Raw genomic sequence first — 19,310 nt, 5'->3', positions numbered from 1 at the left:
CAGCGGAGGCAATCCGGCCTTCCCTGCGCAATGGTTTTACGGCTTACTTCGCGCTCTCCCCGGTGAACGGGCTTTCTTGCCACCGTCGCCCCTGAGAAGCTTGCTTCCCTGGAACTTGACGCCAGCATCGGGGCGTCAGGACCACACGACTTCGCCGTCCGCATCAGCGCCGTTCGTCAAAGGCGCATCCACGTCCACCGCATCCCACCGCGCGTTTCGTGACGATCGCGAGCCGCCCCTCTTGTCGGGTGAGACGCGCGGAGAAATGCCACTGATTTGCCCCATGAGGGCAAGCAGGATTTTTTCTTACGAAGGACTTGACAGAAAATACTGATTTGCCCGTCGGGCATTTTGCGTATTGCATCCAAGCCCAAACCCGTCATTGCGAGCCAACGGGTCGCGATGACGGTTGATGGAATCCCTTTCCATCACCACGCATCGATGCACGGCCGCTTGCGGCCGCTGCGCGGCTCCGGCTTCGGCACCGAGCGCAGGCCCGACATGATCCAGTGCCGCGTGTCGGCGGGATCGATCACCTCATCGATCTCGAGCACCGAGGCAATCGAGACCGCCTTACCGTTGGCATAGAGCTCGGCGACCTTGGCCTTGTAGTAGTTCTCGCGCTCGACCGGGTCTTCGATCGCCTCCATCTCCTTGCGGAAGCCGAGCCGGACATAGCCTTCGAGACCCATGCCGCCGAACTCGCCGGTCGGCCACGCCACCGTGAAGAACGAGGCATGAAAGCCTCCGCCGATCATCGACTGCGCGCCGAGGCCGTAACCCTTGCGCAGCACGATGCCGAACAGCGGCACGGTGAGGCTGGCGCCGGTCACGAACATCCGCGCCACATGGCGCACGATCGCGGTCTTCTCGGCCTCAGGGCCGACCATGAAGCCCGGCGTGTCGCACAGGGATACGATCGGGATGTCGAAGGCATCGCACAGCTGCAGGAAGCGCGCGGCCTTGTCGCCGGCCGGCGCGTCGATCGCGCCGCCGAGATGTTTTGGGTTGTTGGCGATCAATCCGAACGGCTTGCCCTCGATGCGAATGAAGGCGGTGATCATGCCGACGGCAAAATCCCGGCGGATTTCCAGCACCGAGCCTTCGTCGGCCAGCAGATCGATGACATTGCGGATGTCGTAGACGCGTAAGCGATTTTCCGGGATCGCCCGCCGCAGCAGGCGCTGGTCCGGCGCTTTCCAATCCGAAACCGCGCCCTGAAAATACGACAGGTATTTTTGCGCGGCGGCGGTGGCTTCCTGCTCGTCCTCGACCAGGATGTCGATGACGCCGTTCGGCGACTGGAACGAGACCGGCCCGACTTCGGCGGGGTGATAGACGCCGAGGCCGCCGCCCTCGATCATCGCGGGGCCGCCCATCCCGATCGATGCGTTCCTCGTCGCAATGATGACATCGCAGCAGCCGAGCATCGCGGCGTTGCCCGCAAAACAATAGCCGGAGACGACGCCGATGACCGGCACCAGCCCGGACAGCTTTGCAAACTGCACGAAGGACGGCCCGTCGAGGCCGGTCATGCCGAGCCGGTCGGTATCGCCGGGACGGCCGCCGCCGCCTTCGGCATAAAACACCAGCGGCAGGCGCCACTGCTCGGTCAGGCCGAGCATGCGGTCGATCTTCTTGTGGTTCATGTGGCCCTGGGTGCCGGCCAGCACGGTATAGTCATAGGAGATCACCATGCAGCGTGCGCCTTCCGCGCCGAATTTTTCCGCGTTGACGGTGGCAACACCCGAGATCAGCCCGTCGGCGGGCGTGTTCCGGATGAGGTCGTCGACCTTGCGCCGCCGGCGCTGGGCGGCGATCGCCAGCGAGCCGTATTCGACGAACGAGCCCGCATCGACCAGCTGCGCGATGTTTTCGCGCGCGGTTCGCTGATTGGTCTTGCGCCGGCGCTCGACCGAGGCCGGGCGGTTTTCGTCCAGCGTGATGGCGTGGCGCGCGATCAGTTCGGCGAGGTCGGGGCGGATGTGATCGAGGTCGATGTCTTCCTCTTCGGCCTCATGATGGCCATCGATCTCGGCCGGCTCGAGGAACAGAATCGCCTCGTCCTGCATCAGCGTCACGCCGACACCGGCCGCGATCCTGGTCACCCTGCCGCCATGCGGCGCGGTCACGAGGTGTTCCATCTTCATGGATTCGAGCACGGCGATTTGCTGCCCGGGACGAACGAGGTCGCCCTCGCCGACCTCGATCGCAACAATCGTGCCCTGCAGCGGCGCCGGCACCGGGACCGAACCTGCCGGCGCGGTTTCGCTGGCCAAGGATTTGGCGCCATCGCCGGCAGCGCCGGTCGCTTCGAAAAACAACGGCTCGGAAATCTCGTTTGCCGCGCCGACCAATGCCGCGACATGGGTATCGATGAAGCCGGTACTGATGTGGTTGGCGATAAATTCCGGATGCGCCAGCACCGCGCCGAGGAACGGGATATTGGTGGTGACGCCGCCGATGCGGAATTCGCGCAAGCTGCGCGTGGCTTTCTGAACCACATCTCCCCAGTTCGCGCCCGGCGAATGGACAATGACTTTTGCGAGCAGGGAGTCGAAGGCCGCGCTGGTCCTGTAACCGGTGTAGCCAAAGGTATCGACGCGAACGCTGGGACCGGACGGCAGGTCGAACACCGCAAGCGTGCCGCCGGTCGGCCTGGTCACGCCGTTGGCGTCCATCACCTCCATGTTGACGCGAAGCTGCATCGCATAGCCGCGCGGCGTGGGGACCGAAGCCTGCGCAAGGCCGAGCGAAGCCAGCGTAGCACCGGCCGCGACCGCGAGCTGCGATTTCACCAGATCGACGCCGAGCACCTCCTCGGTGACGGTATGCTCGACCTGAAGCCGCGGATTGGCCTCGATGAAGGCGAACGCGGTGTCGCCGCCTTTGGCGTCGATATCGACCAGGAACTCGAAGGTGCCGAGATTGTCGTAGAGCGCCGCCGCGGCAAGCGCTTTTGCCGCCTCGATGATGCGCTTGCGCAGGGCGTCATCCAGCGAGGGGCTGGGTGCCACCTCGATCAGCTTCTGGTTACGGCGCTGGATAGTGCATTCGCGCTCCCACAGATGGCTGATCGCGCCATGGCGGTCGCCGATGATCTGCACCTCGATGTGGCGGGCGTTGCGGATCAGGCGTTCGACATAGACGCCATCGCTGCCGAAGGCCGCCCTGGCCTCGGACTGGCAGCGCGCATAGGCCTCTTCCAGCTTGGCGGCATCGTCCACAATGCGCATGCCGCGCCCGCCGCCGCCGGCGATCGCCTTGATCATGATCGCGCCGCTGGCGCCCAATGATGCAAAAAACGCCTTGGCTTCGTCGAGACTGGTCGCACCGCTCGTGCCATCGATAATGGGAACGCCGCAACGTTTGGCCAGCGCCTTGGCCTGCGCCTTGTCGCCGAACAGGTCCAGCGCCTCCGGCGAGGGGCCGACGAAGGTGATCCCCTGCTCCGCGCAGCGCCGCGCCAGCGCGGAATTCTCGCTGAGAAAGCCGTAGCCGGGATGCAGCGCGTCGCACCCGGTCGCCCTGGCGGCGGCGACGACCGCCTCGATGTCGAGATAGGCCCGCGCGCCCCGCCCCGGGATTTCGTAGGCCTCGTCCGCGCTGCGGACGTGCAGCGACAGCGCGTCGTCGGCGGGATAGATCGCGACCGTGGCAAGACCGGCCTCGCCGGCGGCACGTGCGATGCGAATGGCAATCTCGCCGCGATTGGCGATCAGCAGTTTCTTGAAGGGCATATGCGGTTCCGTTTGGACTCTAGAACGTAGTGAGTTGCATCAGTGAGCGAGAGGTCACTTCACCTCGCCCCGCTTGCGGGGAGAGGTCGAAGCCGTAGCGAAGCGAAGGCTTCGGGTGAGGGGGAGTTTCCGCAAGCACGCTCGTTGAGTGTCCCCCTCACCCGGCGCTGCGCGCCGACCTCTCCCCGCAAGCGGGGCGAGGTAAGAGGGCAGCTCGCGTTGCTTTGACAATTAACAGCCACACTCAGCGATCCTTCATGGTCGGATCGAGTACGATGCGCAAGGATTCTCCGAGCGCGTTGAAGGCCAGCGAAACCACCAGAATGGCGAGCCCGGGCGCATACATCTGCTCCGGCGCGATTTCCATATATTGGTAGGCGCGGGCCAGCATTGCGCCCCAGCTTGGATTGGGCGGCTGGATGCCGAGGCCGAGGAAGCTGAGGCTGGCTTCAGCCAACAATGCGGCCGCCAGCAGCAACGTCACCTGCACGATCACCGGCTGCAGCGCATTCGGCAGCACGTGCTTCCACAGGATGTACCAGCTTGGCGCGCCGAAACCGCGCGCCGCGTCGACATAGAGTTCCTGGCGCACGATCAGCGTGCGGGCGCGGACGATGCGCGCCAGCGCCGGAAACATCACGATACCGACCGCGATCATGCCGTTGGTGAGGCCGATGCCGAGCGCGCCGGTGACCGCGATCGCCAGCACGATCGCCGGAAACGACAAAAACGTGTCGATCACCCGACTGATGATATCATCGGTCCAGCCGCCGAAGAATCCGGCGATCAGGCCGACCGGCAAGCCGATGGCGACCGCCACCGTGACGGCCAGCAGACTCGCATACACCGTCGCCGGCGCGCCGTAGATCAGCCGGCTAAAGATGTCGCGGCCGAGATCGTCGGTGCCGAGCAGATGGGCCGCACCCGGCGGCGCCAGCATGTTGTTGACGTCCTGCGCGGTCGGCGCATAGGGCGCGATCCAGGGCGCGCCGATCGCAACGATCACGAGCACCAGCAGCACGAGGATCGCCAGCGCCGCGCGCAGATCGGTGGCGAGCCAGCGCAGGAAGCGGCGCAGGCGGGTGGGCCTAGCCTGTAGTTCCCGGTTCGTGAGCGCAACATCTGTCATGACTCGATCCTGGGATCGACGGCCGCGCACAGCAGATCCGCGATCAGATTGACCGCGATGACGACGATCACCATCGCGAACACCACGCCCTGCACGATCGGAAAGTCACGCTGGATGGCGCCGCGCACGATCAGGCTGCCGAGGCCGGGAATGGCGAACACCGCCTCGATCACGACGGTCGCCGCCAGCATGCGGTTGACCAGGAGGCTGATGATGGTGAAGAGATTGACGCTGACATTCTTCAGGCCGTGCTGCCAGAGAATGCGCGACATCGACAGGCCCTTGGCGTGCAGGGTGCGCACATATTGCGACGACAGCACTTCCAAGAGCGAGCCGCGCAACTGCCGCGCCACCTCGGCCATGCCATAGGCCGCGATCGCAATGCCGGGCAGCAGCGCGTGCCTGACAGCCTCGACCGGCGACACGCTGAAGGATTTTGCGCCGGTGGCCGGCAGCCAGTTCAGTTTCAGCGAAATTTCGGCGACCAGAATCATCGCCAGCCAGAAGCCGGGAATCGCGACGCCGAGGGAAGCGATCATGCTGACCGATTTGTCAACCCATCCATTGGGCTTGATCGCCGCGATGACGCCCATCGGGATTCCCGTCACCAGCGCCAGCACCAGCGCGATCGCCACGATCAGCAGCGTGTTGGGAAACGCGCGCCCGATCGAGGTTGCGACCTTCTCGCCGGTCAGCAGCGATTGCGAGAGGTCGCCCTGCGTGACTTTTCCGAGCCAGGCGCCATATTGCACCAGGAACGACCGGTCGAGCCCGTAGATTTTCTTGATCTCGGCGATGCGGGTGTCGGACGCGTTGTCGCCGGCCAGCGTCACCGCGATGTCGCCGGGTACGAGTTTTAACAGCGCAAACACCATGAAGGTCGCGAGCAGGATCACGGGCAGCGCCTGCAACAGGCGGCTGCCGATCACCCTTGCCGGACTTCGTCGCGCCATGGTTCAGCTTTCCAGCCAGACGTCGTCGTATTTCGGCTTGCCGAGCAGGTTCGGCCGATAGCCCTGCACCTTCTTGTTCATCGCGACCAGCTCGAACTGGAAGGCGAGCGGCGCCACGAAGGCATTCTCCATCACCAGCCGCTGCACCGTCGAGAACGCCTTGCGGCGGAATTCGATATCTTCCGACGCGCGCGATTCCCTGATCGCGGCCTCAAGCTCCGGTGGCACCGGGGCGCGGCCGCCATTGTAATAGGCGTCCTTGGTGAACATCAGCGAATAGGTCAGGCTCGGGTCCGGCCGTCCGGTCCAGGCCGCGAGCAGGCCGGAGCCGCGCTTCTCCGGCCCGAAGAACGCGGCGGAGGCTTCCGCGATCGGCGCATTGACAAACTTCACATTCATGCCGGCCTTGCGGAACTGCTCGATCAAAATTTCCTGGCGCTGCACCGAATCCTGATCGGTATAGCCGCCGATCTCGATCACCGTTCCCTCCTTGAAGCCCGCCTCCGCCAGCAGCTTGCGCGCCTTGTCGGGATCATAGGGATAGAGCTCGGCGACCGATTTGTCGTAAGCCCAATGCGCTTTCGGCAGGTTCATGTAAGCGGGTTCGGCGAGGCCTGCGAGCGCGGCCTTGACGAACGTCTCGCGGTCGATCGCAAAATTGAAAGCCTGGCGAACCTTCAAATTGTCGAACGGCGGCTTGGCCCAGTTCAGAAAGATCTGGAACACATACAAGGTCGGCCCGTTGAAGACCTTGATGCTGCTGGCGCGCTCGATGATCGCCTTCTGGCGCGGCGGCAGCTGATAGATCAGGTCGTTCTGCCCGGCGGTGACCGAGCGTGCGCCGGTGGTCAGTTCCGGAATGATGGAAAACTCGATGCCGTCGGGATAGGGACGGTTGGGCTTCCAGTATTTTTCGTTGCGCTTGACCACGATCTTTTCGCCATCCGCCCAGCTGACAAAGGCATAGGCGCCGGCGCCGACCGGCTTGCGCGCGACATTGCCGGCTTCGCTGGCCTTCAGCGCTGCCGGCGACACCATCATGCCGGCGCGGTCGGAGAGAATGCCGGGCAGCGCGGCGTCGGGTGTATTGAGCTTCAGCGTCACCTGCATCGGACCGGTGACTTCGGCCGAGGCCATCGAGGCGAGATCGGCCTTGATGTTGGATTTCTGGTCGCTCTTGTTGCGCTCCAGATTGAATTTGACCGCTCCGGCGTCGAGCGGCGTGCCGTCATGAAAGGTGATGCCGGCGCGGATGTTGAGCACGAAGGTGGTGGGATCGGTAAAACTCCAGCTTTCGGCGAGGCCCGGCTTCGGCTTCAACGTTTCGAAATCCCACTCGGTCAGCGTGTCGTACATCGTGAACAGGAACGCATGATCGGAGCCGGCGCCGCCGGTCGCGGGGTCGAGGCTGGACGGATTGGCCGGCGCCGAGATGCGCAAGATGCCGCCGCGCTTCGGCGTGCCTTGCGCGAAGGCGCGGCCGCCAAAGGCAGAAGCTGCCAGCGCGGCCGTCATCAGCGCCATTGCCTCGCGTCGTGTCTGTGTCATGGCCTATCCTCCGGCAGTTTTTTAGTTCGGCGAAAAGTTCGGGCGGTCGGCAAAATGGCAGGCGACCCAGTGATCGGGCATCAGCTCGCGCCACTCCGGCGTCCGGGCGGCGCAGAGGGCTTGCGCATATTGGCAGCGGGTGCGGAAGCGGCATCCCGACGGCGGATCGATCGGGCTCGGGATTTCGCCCTGCAGCACGATGCGATGATCGTCGCGCATCGACGACGGCAACGGCCGCGGCTCGGCCGACATCAGCGCCTGCGTATAGGGATGCAACGGCCGTTCCGAGACTTTGTCGGTCGGGCCAAGCTCGACGAAGCGGCCGAGATACATCACCGCCACCCGCTCGCTGATATGGGACACCACGGCGAGATCGTGGGTGATGAACACGTAGGTCAGCCCGAGGTCGCGCTGCAATTCGGCGAACAGATTGAGCACGTCGCCGCGGATCGACATATCCAGCGCCGCCACCACCTCGTCGCAGACGATCAGCTTTGGCCGCAGCGTCAGCGCGCGGGCGATCACCACGCGCTGCTTCTGGCCGCCGGACAATTGGTGCGGATAGCGCTCGCCGGCTTCCTGCGGCAGGCCGACGCGGTCCATCGCCTCCCGCGCCCGCGCCAGGCGCTCCGCCCTGGTGCCGGCGCGCGCCAGTTCGAGCGGCTCCAGCACTGAAGCCAATATCGTCATGCGCGGATTCAGCGCGGCGTTCGGGTCCTGGAAGATGATCTGGTAATCGCGGCAGTGGCTCTGGAACTGTTTGCGCGGCAACGCAAGCGGATCGACGCCGTCATGCAGGATGGCGCCGGCGCTGGGCTTAAGCAAAAATACCAGCGCGCGGCCGATCGTGGTCTTGCCCGACCCGGATTCGCCGATGATGCCAAAGGTCTCGCCGCGGCGGACGTCGAAGCTGACGCCATCGACCGCCTTGACGGTGGCGCGGCGATCGGTGGTCTGGAATTGCACCTCGAGATCGCGCACCGAGACGATCGCGGTCTCTCGGGCGTCCTGTGCAATGTCGGCGGCCTGCGCAATCATGGCTGGCTGACCATCGCCGCGATCGGCGCCGAGGCCAAGTGCTGCAACGCGCCCGGCAGTTCGAGCTCGCGAAAACGCCAACAGCGCACCTTGCGGCCGTCTCCGGCATCGCACAGTTCCTGCTCGGCCTCGCAACCTTCCACCGCGTGCGGGCACCGCGCCTTGAAGCGGCAGCCATTGGGCATATCCAGAATGGACGGCACCCGGCCCGGGATCGACGGCAGCTTGCCGCCGCGCGGGCTCAAATGCGGCAGCGACCGCAACAGGCCCGACGTATAGGGATGCAACGGCCGCACCAGCGCATCGTCGACCCCGGCATCCTCGATCACCTCGCCGGCATACATCGTGATCATGCGGGTGCAGGTCTCGGCGACGACACCGAGGTCATGCGTGATCAGCATCAGCGCGGTGTTCGATGTCGCGCTGAGGTCGCGCAGCAATTGAAGGATCTGCGCCTGCACGGTGACATCGAGCGCGGTGGTCGGCTCGTCCGCGATCAGCAGTTGCGGTCCGCAAATCAGGGCAGCGGCGATCATCACGCGCTGGCGCATGCCGCCCGAGAGTTGGTGCGGATAATCGTCGATGCGCCGCTCCGGCGAGGCAATGCCGACCCGGCGCAGCATATCCAGGGTTTTCGCCCGCGCCTCTTCCTTAGCTATGCCGGTGTGGACGCGCAACGTCTCGGCGATCTGGTGGCCAACGGTGAACACCGGATCGAGCGCGCTCATTGGCTCCTGAAAGATCATCGCAATCCGCCGCCCGCGGATCGCGCGCATCGCGCGCGCGCTGCAGGTGGCCAGGTCGACCCCGTCGAACAGGATCGAGCCGTCGAGGCCGGAAAGATTATTCGGCAGCAGTCTTGCGATCGACAGGCCGGTGATGGTCTTGCCGCAGCCGCTTTCGCCGACAATGCCGACGCGCTCGCCCGGCGCGATGTCGAAGTCGATCTTGCGCGTCGCCTGCCAGATGCCGTGCGAGGTCTTGAAGCGGATGCCGAGGCCGCGCACCGACATCAGCGCGGGCGAGCCGCCCGAGGTGGCCGCGTCCGATCTGCGCTGTGCCGGCTCCGCCGTTTGCATCAGCCCGCCGCCCGCTTCTTCTCTTTCACCAGCTGTTCCTCCATCAGCATCTCGGTGCCGATGATGCCGTCGCGGGTCAATTGCTCGATCTCGGCGTCGGACAGCCCCAGCAGGCCTGCAAGAATTTCGCGATTATGCTGGCCAAGCGTCGGCGGCGGTTTTCGGATCGGAAACGGGTTGGCGCCTTCGCGGAACGGCATTGACGGCTGCGGATGCCTGCCGATAAAGGCGCGGTCGATTTCCTGGATGAAGCCGCGCGCATGCAATTGCGGGTCCTGCAGCAGTTCGATCGGCAGCCGCGCCACGCCGGAGGCGATACTCGCCGCCTGCAACGCTGTCATCGCCGCCTCCGGCTCGCGCGACGAAGTCCAGTCAGCAATGGCGGTCTCGATTTCGCTCTCGATGTTGCGCCGGCCGGCAGCCGTCTTCAGCGTTTCATCGCTCGCCCAGTCGGCACGGCCGAGCAGCCGCGCAAGTTTTGGCCACATCGCATCGCCGGAAACCGCGACCACGATCCAGTTGTCCTGACCTTTGTCCTGCCCCGAGCATAGGAAGCAGCCATGCGGCACGAAATCCGGATGACGGTTGCCGTATTTTGTCGGCGCCTCGCCGCCGATCGAATGCGCCACGATCCAGGGCGCCGCGAACGGCATCATGCATTCGATCTGCGCCAGATCGATGAACTGGCCCTTGCCGGTCAATTTGGCGTGGATCAGCGCGGTCAAGACCGCGGCGCAGCCGTTCAGGCCGCCGACCGCATCGCCGAACGCGGTGTGGCTCATGACCGGCGGACCATCGGGGTCGCCGACCACGCTCGGCAGGCCCGAGCCCTGCTCCAGCGTCGAGCCATAGGCGCGGCAATCGCGATTGGTGCTGCCGGCGCCAAAGGCCGACATCGACATCATCACGAGTTTTGGATTGAGCTGGCTCAGTACCTCATAGCCGAGCCCGAGCTTCGGCAGCACCTCGACCGAATAATTGTCGACGACGAGATCGGCATCGACGAGCAACTGCTTTGCCAGATCGAGGCCCGCCGGCCGGGTCAAATCGAGCGTGATCCCGCGCTTGTTGCGGTTCATGATGCAGTAACGCACCGACTTCTCGTACATCTGCTCGAGAATATAGGCCGGGCGGCGGTCGACGCCGCGCCACCAGTCCGGGTATTGAATGGCCTCGATCTTGATCACATCGGCGCCGAGATCGGCGAGCGTTCGGGTGCAGATCGGGCCGGCCCAGCCCATCGAGAAATCGATCACGCGGATGCCGTCGAGCGGCAGGCGATTGGCGCCGCCCGGGCTGGGCGAAGCCGCCGGCATCTCTGTCTTGTGCGCATGGGCGCGGCCAAGCATCTGCTCGCCGATATCGGGAACCGCGCCGCCACGGCGCGGCGGCGTGCCGGTCAGGCGCTGCATCGAGCCGGCAGTGAAGCCGGCCTCGTCGCCGATCATGATCGGAACGATCGCGCCGCGCGCCTGCTTCTCTTCGTCCGCGATCAGGTCGGCAATCGCGGGCACCGGCACGATCGGGATCTTTCGCCGCAAGCCTTCGGCGAACCAATCCTGCGCGGTGCGTTCCTTCAATTTCGGAATGATCTTGCTTTCGATCGCCGCGATGTGCTGGAGCCGGTCGACACCCAGAAACAGCGCCGGATCGTCGCGCAGCTCAGGCAGGCCCAGCATTTCGCAGAACGCGCGCCATTGCGCCGGGGTCACGGTGGTGACACCAAGCCAGCCTTGTCTGGTTTCGTAGATGCCGACCGGAAAAGTCGGCCAGAACCGGTTGACGCCGATCCGGCGGATGATGTCGCCGCGCGAAAACGACTCGAACATGATGTATTCGGTGACGGCGATGCTGGATTCGAAGATGCTCAGGCGGCTGCTGCGTCCGCGCCCGTCCTGCATCCGGCCCAGCACCGCCGAGGCCGCCGATATGAATCCCCACAGGCCGGCAAGGATGCCGGTCTGGAAATCCGGCGCATGCATCGGCGGTCCTTCAACCGGTCCGACCAGCTTTATCAGCCCCGTCAGCGCGCGGATGGTCGAATCGGTCGCCTCGAATTGCGCATAAGGCCCCTCACCGCAGAACCAGCTCGCTTCGAGATGAATGAGGCCGGGATGGCGTTGCTTGACGGCGGCAAGGTCGAATGCCGGACAATTCGCCGCGTCGACGTCGCGGCCGTCGATCAGGATGTCGCAGTGCTCGATCAGTTCCGACAGGCGCGCCGCGGCTTTCGCATCATCGGGATCGAGCGCGATGCTGGATTTGTTGAAATTGAGGAATGCAAACCAGGCGCTCTGCCCTTTCGGCGTCAGCGGCGCGGCGCGGCGAAGCGGATCGCCCGCTGATGGTTCGACCTTTTGAACGGTCGCGCCGAAATCGGCGAACAGCCGGGCGCAGTAGCTCGTCGCGGCGGCGCTCCCGATCTCGACAATCCGCAGATGCGACAACGCGCCCATCACGCTTCCTCATCACAAAATGACCGGCGCAAGAGGGCCGCCGGTTCGGTTTCTTGTTGACGAGCATGAAACCTTGCTGAGGTGTCGATGCAAGCGGAATTTTGTTCCGCGTTACGGAATTCGCGAGGAAGCGCTTGCGCTTATCGGCAATCCAGCTGCGCTTCGAACCAGTTTGGCAATGCGGCCGAAAGCGGCGGCCAGGCGCGTTGAAAATTGGAGAGCTGCCTTGCATTCGCGCGATAGATTCCGCGCAGCTCGTCCTCGATTGCCGGGAGATCAACACCAAGGCACCGGCCTTCGCTGACGACCAGCCGCCCATCCACAACCACATCGCGTAGCAACGATGCATTGCCTCGCGCAAACAGGAGATCCAGCGGATCGACCGGCAGGATCTGATCGCGATCGAGGCGATCGAGATCGACCGTCACGAAATCGGCCGGCGCGCTCGCGACAAGCTCGCCGGTTCCCGGCGCGCCGGTGGCGCGACGGCCGTTGCGAACCGCGAGACCGAAGAACTCCGGACATGTCCAATTCCGCTTGAAGCCGAGGCCGCCGTGCATCATCTGCACCAGCCGCATTTCCCGCAGCACGTCGTCGTCCTCGTCCAGCGCCAGCCCATCGACGCCGACCGCGATGGCGCAGCCGCATTTGTGCGCGGCGGCGATCGGGGCGAGACCGGAGCGCAGGTGCATGTTGGAGCTGAAATTGGTGACGATGCGTGCGCCGGATGCCGCGATGAGATCGATTTCGTCCGGCCGGGCATGGATGCAATGCGCCAGCGTCAGCCGCTCGGAGAGAAATCCGATATCGCTGAGATAGCGAACGATCCCTTGCGGGAAATGCTCGTCGGCCCAGGCGCGCTGATAGACCGTCTCCAGCAAATGCATATGGATGCGCCGGCCGGTCCGCGCCGAGTTCTCGGCGACGGCTTCCAGCAACTGTTTCGAACACCACTGCACACCGGCGGGGCCAAGCTGCACATCGATCTTCGGGCCGGCGATCGCGGAGGCGATCGCATCCGTCAGTTCGATATAGGCCCTGGGTGACATCGGCGATCGGACGAACAGTTCCTCGACCGTTTTGCGATCATCGCTGGATAGGCTCGACAGCACCGGTTCGCTATCGCCATACACCACCGGGTTCTGGTCGCGCACCGCGAGCGCGAACGCGATGCGGATACCGACGTCGGAGGCTGCCCGCGCGATCGCCCTGGCCTCGTCCACCAGCGGCATGGTCCCGCTCGGCCGGGTATAGTGAACCATCATCGCGGCACAGCCGGCCCGCGCCGAGCGGGCCAGCGCGGATGCTGCCGTGAGGTAAGGGTCGACCGGCGTGCCCAGCGCGGACCGCAAGATCCAGCTTTCCAGAGGCATGCCGAGCGCCCCGAACGACGAGGTGGGCGCCCGCGCATGGTCGTGGGCGTTGACGAAGGCCGGAATGACGAAGGAGCGAGGCCCGGTCGCGGCTCCCACGGCTTCCGAGATGGAGGTGATGATGCCGTTGTCGTGCCGCAGCACGACGTGCTCGAGCAGCCCCCGGTCAGGGCCACAGAACAGGCTGGTTGCCGTCACTTCGGTCGTCATCACCGCACCTTTTCGTCATTGCGAGGAGCCAACGGGTCCGGCCTTCGGCCGGCCCGATGCTAAACTCCGCGACGAAGCAATCCATTCTTTCTTAGTGCCGCTAGATGGATTGCTTCGCTGCGCTCGCAATGACGATCTGAAGCACCTTCTGTCAGTTCGTGATGTAGGTCAGTTCGCGCTCGCCGCGCGGCGGCAGGAATTCGCGCGTGAAGATCTCGGAAGGCGTCGGCGTACGCGCCAGCTGATAACCCTCGACAATGATCCCGATGTTGCGGGCCATGCGGTCATCCCTGATGTCGCCGACGCCGATATCCTTCATCTCGGCCGAGACGATCAGCTTGTCGAAGGAGTATTGCAGGCGGCGCTTCTCGACGTCGACGTTGATCAGATTGTCGTAGTTGACCGCCGCCTTCATGCCGGCGTTCTGATCCCTGGCGACCGCGATCAAGCCCTTGTTGATGGCGCGGACGAGGCCCGCCACGGCCTTGGGATTGGACGCCAGCAGCTTGCGCGAGACCATTACGCCGTTGGAATAGAGGTCCATGCCGTAGTCGCCGAACGAGAACCATTTGTAGTCCTTGTCCGGATCCTGGCGGTTCAGCACCAGATTGAAGTAGCTGGTAATGTTGAACACCAGCGCGGCGTCGATATCGCCCTTGATCAACATCGGCTCCTGCAGGTTCGGCGCCATGTTGGAAATCTTGATCTTCTCGCTCTCCAGTTTGTTCTTCTGCACGAACACCGGCAACAGCCGCGTGGTCGGCGTGCCCTGCGCGCCGCCCAGCGTGTGGCCCTCGAAATCCTTGATACTGTTGATGCCGCTGCCGTTCCTGGTCACGATCGCGAACGGCGGCTGATTCCAGATCATGTAGACCATGACGGGCGCATCCTGTGGCCGCGTCGCAGCGTTCTGGATGATGGCGTTGACGTCGCCGAAGCCGGCGTCATAGGCACCCGACATGATGCGCGTCACGGTCGCACCGGAGCCTTCGCCCTGGTCGATCACGACGTTGAGGCCCTCGTCCTTGAAGTAGCCGTTGTCCTTGGCATAGAAGAACGCGGCGTCGGACCCTTGCGTCTTCCAGCCGAGCGTAAACTTGATGGTGGTTTCCTGGGCGCTGGCTGCGCCCGCGAACAGAGCGACCCCTAACAGTGCAGCACCTACTCTAGTTAACATGGTGACCTCCTCAACTGGGTTGGACGGCGGTTGGCGAAATGAAATTCATGTGGCGATCACGTCGTTCTTGCGGGTGGCCCAGCCGGTGACGCGGCCCTCGATCAGCGAAAAGATCACGTAGAGCGCGACGCCGAGGCCAGCGAGCACGAACAGGCCGGCGAACACCAGCGGCACGTTGAAATTGGACGACGCGGTCATCATCACATTGCCGATGCCGCGGTTTGAGGCCACGGTCTCCGACAGCACCGCGCCGACAAAGGCGTAGGAGATCGCGACCTTCAGGGACGCAAAGAAGAACGGCATCGTGCGCGGCAGGCCGACATTCCAGAGGATGTCGAACTTGCTGGCGCCGAGCGCCTTGAGCACGTCTTCGAGTTCCGGCTCGGTGGTGGCGAGCCCGGTCGCGATGTTCACGACGATGGGAAAGAAACAGATCGACAGCGAGGTCAGCACCGCCGGCACCGTGCCGGAGCCGAACCACAGCACGAAGATCGGCACGACGGCGACTTTCGGGATCGACGAAAAGCCCACCAGCAGCGGATAGGCGGTATCATAGGCAGTTTTGGAAACGCCGATGACGGCGCCAAGCACGACGCCGAGTGCGACGCCAAGCACGAAGCCGGCCATGGTCGTGGCCAGCGTCTGGATGATGTGCGGCCACAGGATCGGGAATTTCTGGTACAGCGTGACGAAAACCTGCGACGGGCGCGGCAGCACGAGGTCGGACATGCCGGTCATCAGGCAGAACAGCTCCCAGCCGACGAAGAACAGCACGATCAGCCCCGCCGACCAGGCCTTTTGACGGTAATCGAGTTCGGGCATGGCTTAAGCCGCTCCCTCCGCTGATGCGGTTCGGGCATCGACGATGAAGGCCCGCAGTTTTTGGTTGAGCGCCACGAAGTCGGGCTCGAATGTGTTGGCGACCGTACGCGGGCGGCTGAAGGTGACCTGGCTGTCGTCGAGAATGCGGCCGGGCCGCGCGCTCATCACGCAGATGCGGCTGGCGAGGAACGCGGCCTCGCGCAGATCGTGGGTCACCAGCAGCACGGTGGCGCTGTGGGCCATCCAGAGATCCTGCAGGATCGACCACAGCTCTTCGCGGGTGAACTGGTCGAGCGCGCCAAAGGGCTCGTCGAGCAACAGCATGCGCGGCTCATGGATCAGCGCGCGGCACAGATTGGCGCGCTGAAGCATGCCGCCCGAGAGTTGCCAGGGAAACCGGCTGCCAAATCCCTTGAGCCCGACCTGCTCCAGCAATGCGTTGGCCTTGTCGCGGAATTCGGTCTTGCGCAGTTTTCGAAACTGCGAGCGGAACGGCTCGACGATCTTGAGCGGCAGCATGATGTTCCGCTCGATCGTCATCCACGGCAGCATGGTCGGATTCTGGAACGCCATGCCGACGCGCAAGGCGCGCGCCGCGACTTCGCGGCCGCCGACGATGACAACGCCGGTGGTCGGCTGAACCAGGCCGCTCACCAGCCGCAGGATGGTCGACTTGCCGCAGCCGGACGGCCCGACAAGGGCAACGAACTCGCCGTCCGCGATACGGAGCGTGGTTTTGGACAAGGCCGGCACCGCGCGCGCACCGCGTCCGAAGGTGACGGAGGCGTCCGACAGTTCGATGGCGACAGGGGCTGGGGCGGCCGGAACCGGCATTCCCTCGAACTCCGAGACTGGTTGCATGCGCATCATGGCAGCAAGTGCATGCAAGCCGGATGCCAGCGAAACTCGCGTTTTAAATCAACAACATCGCGAAAGGCCGCTGGATTCACCGGATTCGTTTTGGGCAATCGGGCCTGAAACTGCATGCAATTGAGGCGCTCAATTGTTGGACATTTGTGATATAGAGGTCCTATTCGAAGCCCTTCGATCAAGGATTCGCCGATGGCGCCTCGCGCTGCCAGCAAAACTGCCGAATCTTCCGACAAGGTCAGCGTCATCTGCCGCGCGCTGCGCCGCGCCATCATCGAGCAGGCTTTGGAACCCGGCGCCAAATTGCCGGAGGATTCGCTCGGCGAACGCTTCGGCGTCAGCCGCACCATTGCGCGCCATGCGCTTGGACAACTGGCCGCCGAAGGGCTGGTCGAACTTCGCCGCAACCGGATTGCGGTGGTGGCGACGCCGAGCTGGCAGGAAGCCCGCGATGCCTTCGACATCCGGATCGAGCTCGAGCGGCTGGTGGTGCGCCAGCTCGCCGGCAAGCTGACCAAAGCCCAGATCGCCACGCTCAACACGCATGTCGACGCCGAAGACGGCGCCCGCGACGGTTCCGACCCGGTATCGATCCGCCTCGCGACCGAATTCCACATCCTGCTCGCCCACATGACCAACAGCCCGATTCTGGTGCGTTATGTCAGCGAGGTCGCCTATCGCTGCTGCCTGACGCTATCGCTGTACAGCCGCCCGCACTCGTCGGAATGCGCGATCAATGAACATCGCGCGATCATCGCGGCGCTCGTGAAGGGTGACGAAGGCAAGGTGATGAGCCTGATGCACAGTCACCTGGATTCCGTCGCCAACCGCGCGCTGGTGACACCCGCCCCGCAACGCGGCCGCGATTTGCTGGATATTCTGGCGCCCTACGCCGAGGAAGGCGACGGCGATCGCGTGGTGAAACTGCCGAAGGTGGTGAGGGCGAGGTAGGCAACACCGTCATTGCGAGGAGCGCAGCGACGAAGCAATCCATTCTTTCTTCTTGCGGCGCTATGGATTGCTTCGCTTCGCTCGCAATGACGGATGGCCTCAGGCTAACGCTGCTACGCCTCGATCCCGCGCTGAACCAAGATCCGCTCCGCGCTGTCGTTCCAGACATCCATCTTCACGATCTGCCCGTCCTTGACCACGAAGCGGTCGACATAGCGGTTGCCCTCGAACGGCGTGCCGTCGATCCATTCGCCGTACAGCGTGCCGACGCTGTAGACGACGGTCTCGCCATTGCCGGGGCAGACATCGAAGCGGTCCATCTGCTTTTTTACCCAGCGATAGCGCCGCGCATTGAAGCCGGTCGGCCCGCGCGGATGGTCGAATTCGCGCCCGCCGGTGAAGGTGATCACCGTGCCCGGCTTCATATAGGCTGCGGCGGCGTCCGGATCGGGGATCATCGATGCGGTCAGATAGGCTTCGACCACTTCGGCATCCGACAAGGATCGGGCTTCGGCTTGCGCGGCAGCGGACATGACGAATTCTCCGTGGACGTCGAAATACTACAATCCGGCCACCAAATTGCATGCACATTTTTTGAACACTTTGGCCTATAAACTGCACACAATCTAGTGCTGCCTGATGATGGCGCTTCCGCTAGGGTTCGCTTCCAGTCTGCCTCCTCCAGCCCGCCTTGCCCATGAACGCGCGAACCGCCTTCGACCTGATCTTCCGCAATGCCAGGACGCGGTCCGCGGCAACACCCGTCGATATCGGGGTATCCGGTGGCCGGATCGCCGCCATCGAACCACGTCTCGCCTGCGAAGCCATGGAGTTCGACGCCGGCGGCAGACTGGTTCTCCCCGGCTTCGTCGACACCCACATCCACCTCGACAAGGCGTGCCTGCTCGGCCGCTGCGGGCACGATCATGGCACCGTCAGCCAGGCCATTGCCGCGGTGGCGGCGATGAAGCGCGATTTTACGGTCGACGATATCTATGCGCGCGGCGCCCGCGTGATCGAACGCGCCGTCGTGCACGGCACCACGCACATGCGTACCCATGTCGAAATCGATCCGCGCATCGGCTTGCGCGGGTTCGAGGCGGTCAAGACGCTGAAACGCGATTATGGCTGGGCGATCGACCTGTCGATCTGCGTGTTTCCGCAGGAAGGCCTGACCAACGATCCCGGCACCGAGGAGCTGCTGGTCGAAGCCCTGCACGACGGCGGCGAGGCCATCGGCGGCTGTCCCTATATGGACACCGACCCGAATGCGCATATCGAAAAGCTGTTCGACCTGGCGCAACAGTTCGACGTCGATGTCGATCTCCACCTCGACTTCGATCTCGATCCATCCTGGTGCCATATGGAGGAGGTCTGCCGGCAGACCGACCGGCGCAATTATCACGGCCGCGTCGCCATCGGTCACGCCTCAAAACTGTCGGCGATGCCGCCGGATCAACTCAAAGCGGCGACCGAACGGCTGGCCAAGGCCGGCGTCGCCGTCACCGTGCTTCCCGCAACCGATCTTTATCTGATGGGGCGGGACGCCACGCACAACTCGCCGCGCGGGCTCACCGTCGCGCACAGGCTGGTCGAAAGCGGCGTGCTGTGCTCGGTCGCGACCAACAACGTGCTCAATCCATTTACCCCGTTCGGCGACGCGTCGCTGCTGCGGATGGCCAACTTCTACGCCAATGTTGCCCATGCCGGCGTCAGCGAGTTCGACGCCTGTCTCGACCTGGTGACCGACCTCCCCGCACGCCTGATGAACCTGCGGGATTACGGCATCGCCGTCGGCAACCCCGCCGATCTGATCATCCTCGATACCGACTCCGGCCCCAACGCGATCGCGGAATTGCCTGACGTGCTGATGGGGTTCAAGCACGGGCGCCAGGTGTTCGAGCGGCGCCGGCCGACGCTGTTTCCGCCGCAGGGCTAGGTTTCCGTCATGGCCGGGCATAGCC

The 19,310-nt window shown here is 64.2% G+C and carries 14 protein-coding genes; 2 read left to right on the top strand and 12 right to left on the bottom strand.

The features are described 5' to 3' along the window. Positions 1-428 precede the first annotated feature (428 nt). From NL528_RS14915 to NL528_RS14865, 11 genes are all read right to left on the bottom strand, one after another. A complete protein-coding gene (locus NL528_RS14915) occupies positions 429-3,740 on the bottom strand; it encodes a carboxyl transferase domain-containing protein (RefSeq protein ID WP_309183424.1) in 3,312 nt (1,103 codons plus the stop codon). Between the two features lie 244 nt (positions 3,741-3,984). Then, complete coding sequence (locus NL528_RS14910; protein WP_309183423.1) at positions 3,985-4,869, bottom strand: ABC transporter permease; 885 nt, start codon at positions 4,867-4,869, stop codon at positions 3,985-3,987. After that, positions 4,866-5,822: an ABC transporter permease gene (locus NL528_RS14905; RefSeq protein ID WP_309183422.1), complete on the bottom strand. Its 957-nt coding sequence runs from the start codon at positions 5,820-5,822 to the stop codon at positions 4,866-4,868. The genes NL528_RS14910 and NL528_RS14905 overlap by 4 nt, the downstream gene beginning before the upstream one ends. Positions 5,823-5,825: 3 nt before the next feature. Further along, positions 5,826-7,370 (bottom strand): ABC transporter substrate-binding protein, encoded by a 1,545-nt coding sequence (locus NL528_RS14900; protein WP_309183421.1) that lies wholly within the window; start codon positions 7,368-7,370, stop codon positions 5,826-5,828. A 21-nt stretch (positions 7,371-7,391) separates the two neighbouring features. Next, entirely contained in the window at positions 7,392-8,408 is a 1,017-nt protein-coding gene (locus tag NL528_RS14895; protein ID WP_309183420.1) for an oligopeptide/dipeptide ABC transporter ATP-binding protein, read from the bottom strand. Next, positions 8,405-9,487: an ABC transporter ATP-binding protein gene (locus tag NL528_RS14890; RefSeq protein ID WP_309183419.1), complete on the bottom strand. Its 1,083-nt coding sequence runs from the start codon at positions 9,485-9,487 to the stop codon at positions 8,405-8,407. Before NL528_RS14890 ends, NL528_RS14895 begins: the two co-directional genes overlap by 4 nt. Beyond that, complete coding sequence (locus tag NL528_RS14885; protein WP_309183418.1) at positions 9,487-11,943, bottom strand: CoA transferase; 2,457 nt, start codon at positions 11,941-11,943, stop codon at positions 9,487-9,489. Before NL528_RS14885 ends, NL528_RS14890 begins: the two co-directional genes overlap by 1 nt. Before the next feature lie 140 nt (positions 11,944-12,083). Next, a complete protein-coding gene (locus NL528_RS14880) occupies positions 12,084-13,526 on the bottom strand; it encodes an amidohydrolase family protein (protein WP_309184903.1) in 1,443 nt (480 codons plus the stop codon). Between the two features lie 151 nt (positions 13,527-13,677). Then, positions 13,678-14,703, bottom strand: a complete 1,026-nt coding sequence (locus tag NL528_RS14875) for an ABC transporter substrate-binding protein (RefSeq protein WP_309183417.1) — start codon at positions 14,701-14,703, stop codon at positions 13,678-13,680. A 45-nt stretch (positions 14,704-14,748) separates the two neighbouring features. Next, positions 14,749-15,525: an ABC transporter permease gene (locus NL528_RS14870; protein ID WP_309183416.1), complete on the bottom strand. Its 777-nt coding sequence runs from the start codon at positions 15,523-15,525 to the stop codon at positions 14,749-14,751. Between the two features lie 3 nt (positions 15,526-15,528). Beyond that, on the bottom strand, positions 15,529-16,359 hold the full coding sequence (locus NL528_RS14865) for an ABC transporter ATP-binding protein (RefSeq protein ID WP_375144014.1): 831 nt from the start codon (positions 16,357-16,359) through the stop codon (positions 15,529-15,531). A 228-nt stretch (positions 16,360-16,587) separates the two neighbouring features. On the opposite strand from NL528_RS14865, the gene NL528_RS14860 reads away from it, so the two are divergent. Beyond that, complete coding sequence (locus NL528_RS14860) at positions 16,588-17,346, top strand: GntR family transcriptional regulator (RefSeq protein WP_309183414.1); 759 nt, start codon at positions 16,588-16,590, stop codon at positions 17,344-17,346. 113 nt (positions 17,347-17,459) lie between these two features. On the opposite strand, the gene NL528_RS14855 is transcribed toward NL528_RS14860, so the two are convergent. Further along, on the bottom strand, positions 17,460-17,879 hold the full coding sequence (locus tag NL528_RS14855) for a nuclear transport factor 2 family protein (protein ID WP_309183413.1): 420 nt from the start codon (positions 17,877-17,879) through the stop codon (positions 17,460-17,462). A 164-nt stretch (positions 17,880-18,043) separates the two neighbouring features. Here NL528_RS14855 and NL528_RS14850 point away from each other — a divergent pair, with 164 nt between their 5' ends. After that, the gene (locus tag NL528_RS14850) at positions 18,044-19,285 is read left to right on the top strand and encodes an amidohydrolase family protein (RefSeq protein ID WP_309183412.1); all 1,242 of its coding nucleotides are present in this window, start codon (positions 18,044-18,046) and stop codon (positions 19,283-19,285) included. The last annotated feature ends 25 nt before the right edge of the window (positions 19,286-19,310 follow it).

The organism is Bradyrhizobium sp. Ash2021 (assembly GCF_031202265.1).
In the GTDB taxonomy this organism is placed as follows: Bacteria; Pseudomonadota; Alphaproteobacteria; order Rhizobiales; family Xanthobacteraceae; genus Bradyrhizobium.
Note: the sequence above shows the minus strand (reverse complement) of the source record. Positions and strands in the feature narration are given on the sequence as shown.

Coding starts and splice junctions, on each gene's coding strand:
- NL528_RS14915 (WP_309183424.1), bottom strand. CDS start 3,740: ATGCCCTTCAAGAAACTGCTGATCGCCAATCGCGGCGAGATTGCCATT.
- NL528_RS14910 (WP_309183423.1), bottom strand. CDS start 4,869: ATGACAGATGTTGCGCTCACGAACCGGGAACTACAGGCTAGGCCCACC.
- NL528_RS14905 (WP_309183422.1), bottom strand. CDS start 5,822: ATGGCGCGACGAAGTCCGGCAAGGGTGATCGGCAGCCGCCTGTTGCAG.
- NL528_RS14900 (WP_309183421.1), bottom strand. CDS start 7,370: ATGACACAGACACGACGCGAGGCAATGGCGCTGATGACGGCCGCGCTG.
- NL528_RS14895 (WP_309183420.1), bottom strand. CDS start 8,408: ATGATTGCGCAGGCCGCCGACATTGCACAGGACGCCCGAGAGACCGCG.
- NL528_RS14890 (WP_309183419.1), bottom strand. CDS start 9,487: ATGCAAACGGCGGAGCCGGCACAGCGCAGATCGGACGCGGCCACCTCG.
- NL528_RS14885 (WP_309183418.1), bottom strand. CDS start 11,943: ATGGGCGCGTTGTCGCATCTGCGGATTGTCGAGATCGGGAGCGCCGCC.
- NL528_RS14880 (WP_309184903.1), bottom strand. CDS start 13,526: ATGACGACCGAAGTGACGGCAACCAGCCTGTTCTGTGGCCCTGACCGG.
- NL528_RS14875 (WP_309183417.1), bottom strand. CDS start 14,703: ATGTTAACTAGAGTAGGTGCTGCACTGTTAGGGGTCGCTCTGTTCGCG.
- NL528_RS14870 (WP_309183416.1), bottom strand. CDS start 15,525: ATGCCCGAACTCGATTACCGTCAAAAGGCCTGGTCGGCGGGGCTGATC.
- NL528_RS14865 (WP_375144014.1), bottom strand. CDS start 16,359: ATGCCGGTTCCGGCCGCCCCAGCCCCTGTCGCCATCGAACTGTCGGAC.
- NL528_RS14860 (WP_309183414.1), top strand. CDS start 16,588: ATGGCGCCTCGCGCTGCCAGCAAAACTGCCGAATCTTCCGACAAGGTC.
- NL528_RS14855 (WP_309183413.1), bottom strand. CDS start 17,879: ATGTCCGCTGCCGCGCAAGCCGAAGCCCGATCCTTGTCGGATGCCGAA.
- NL528_RS14850 (WP_309183412.1), top strand. CDS start 18,044: ATGAACGCGCGAACCGCCTTCGACCTGATCTTCCGCAATGCCAGGACG.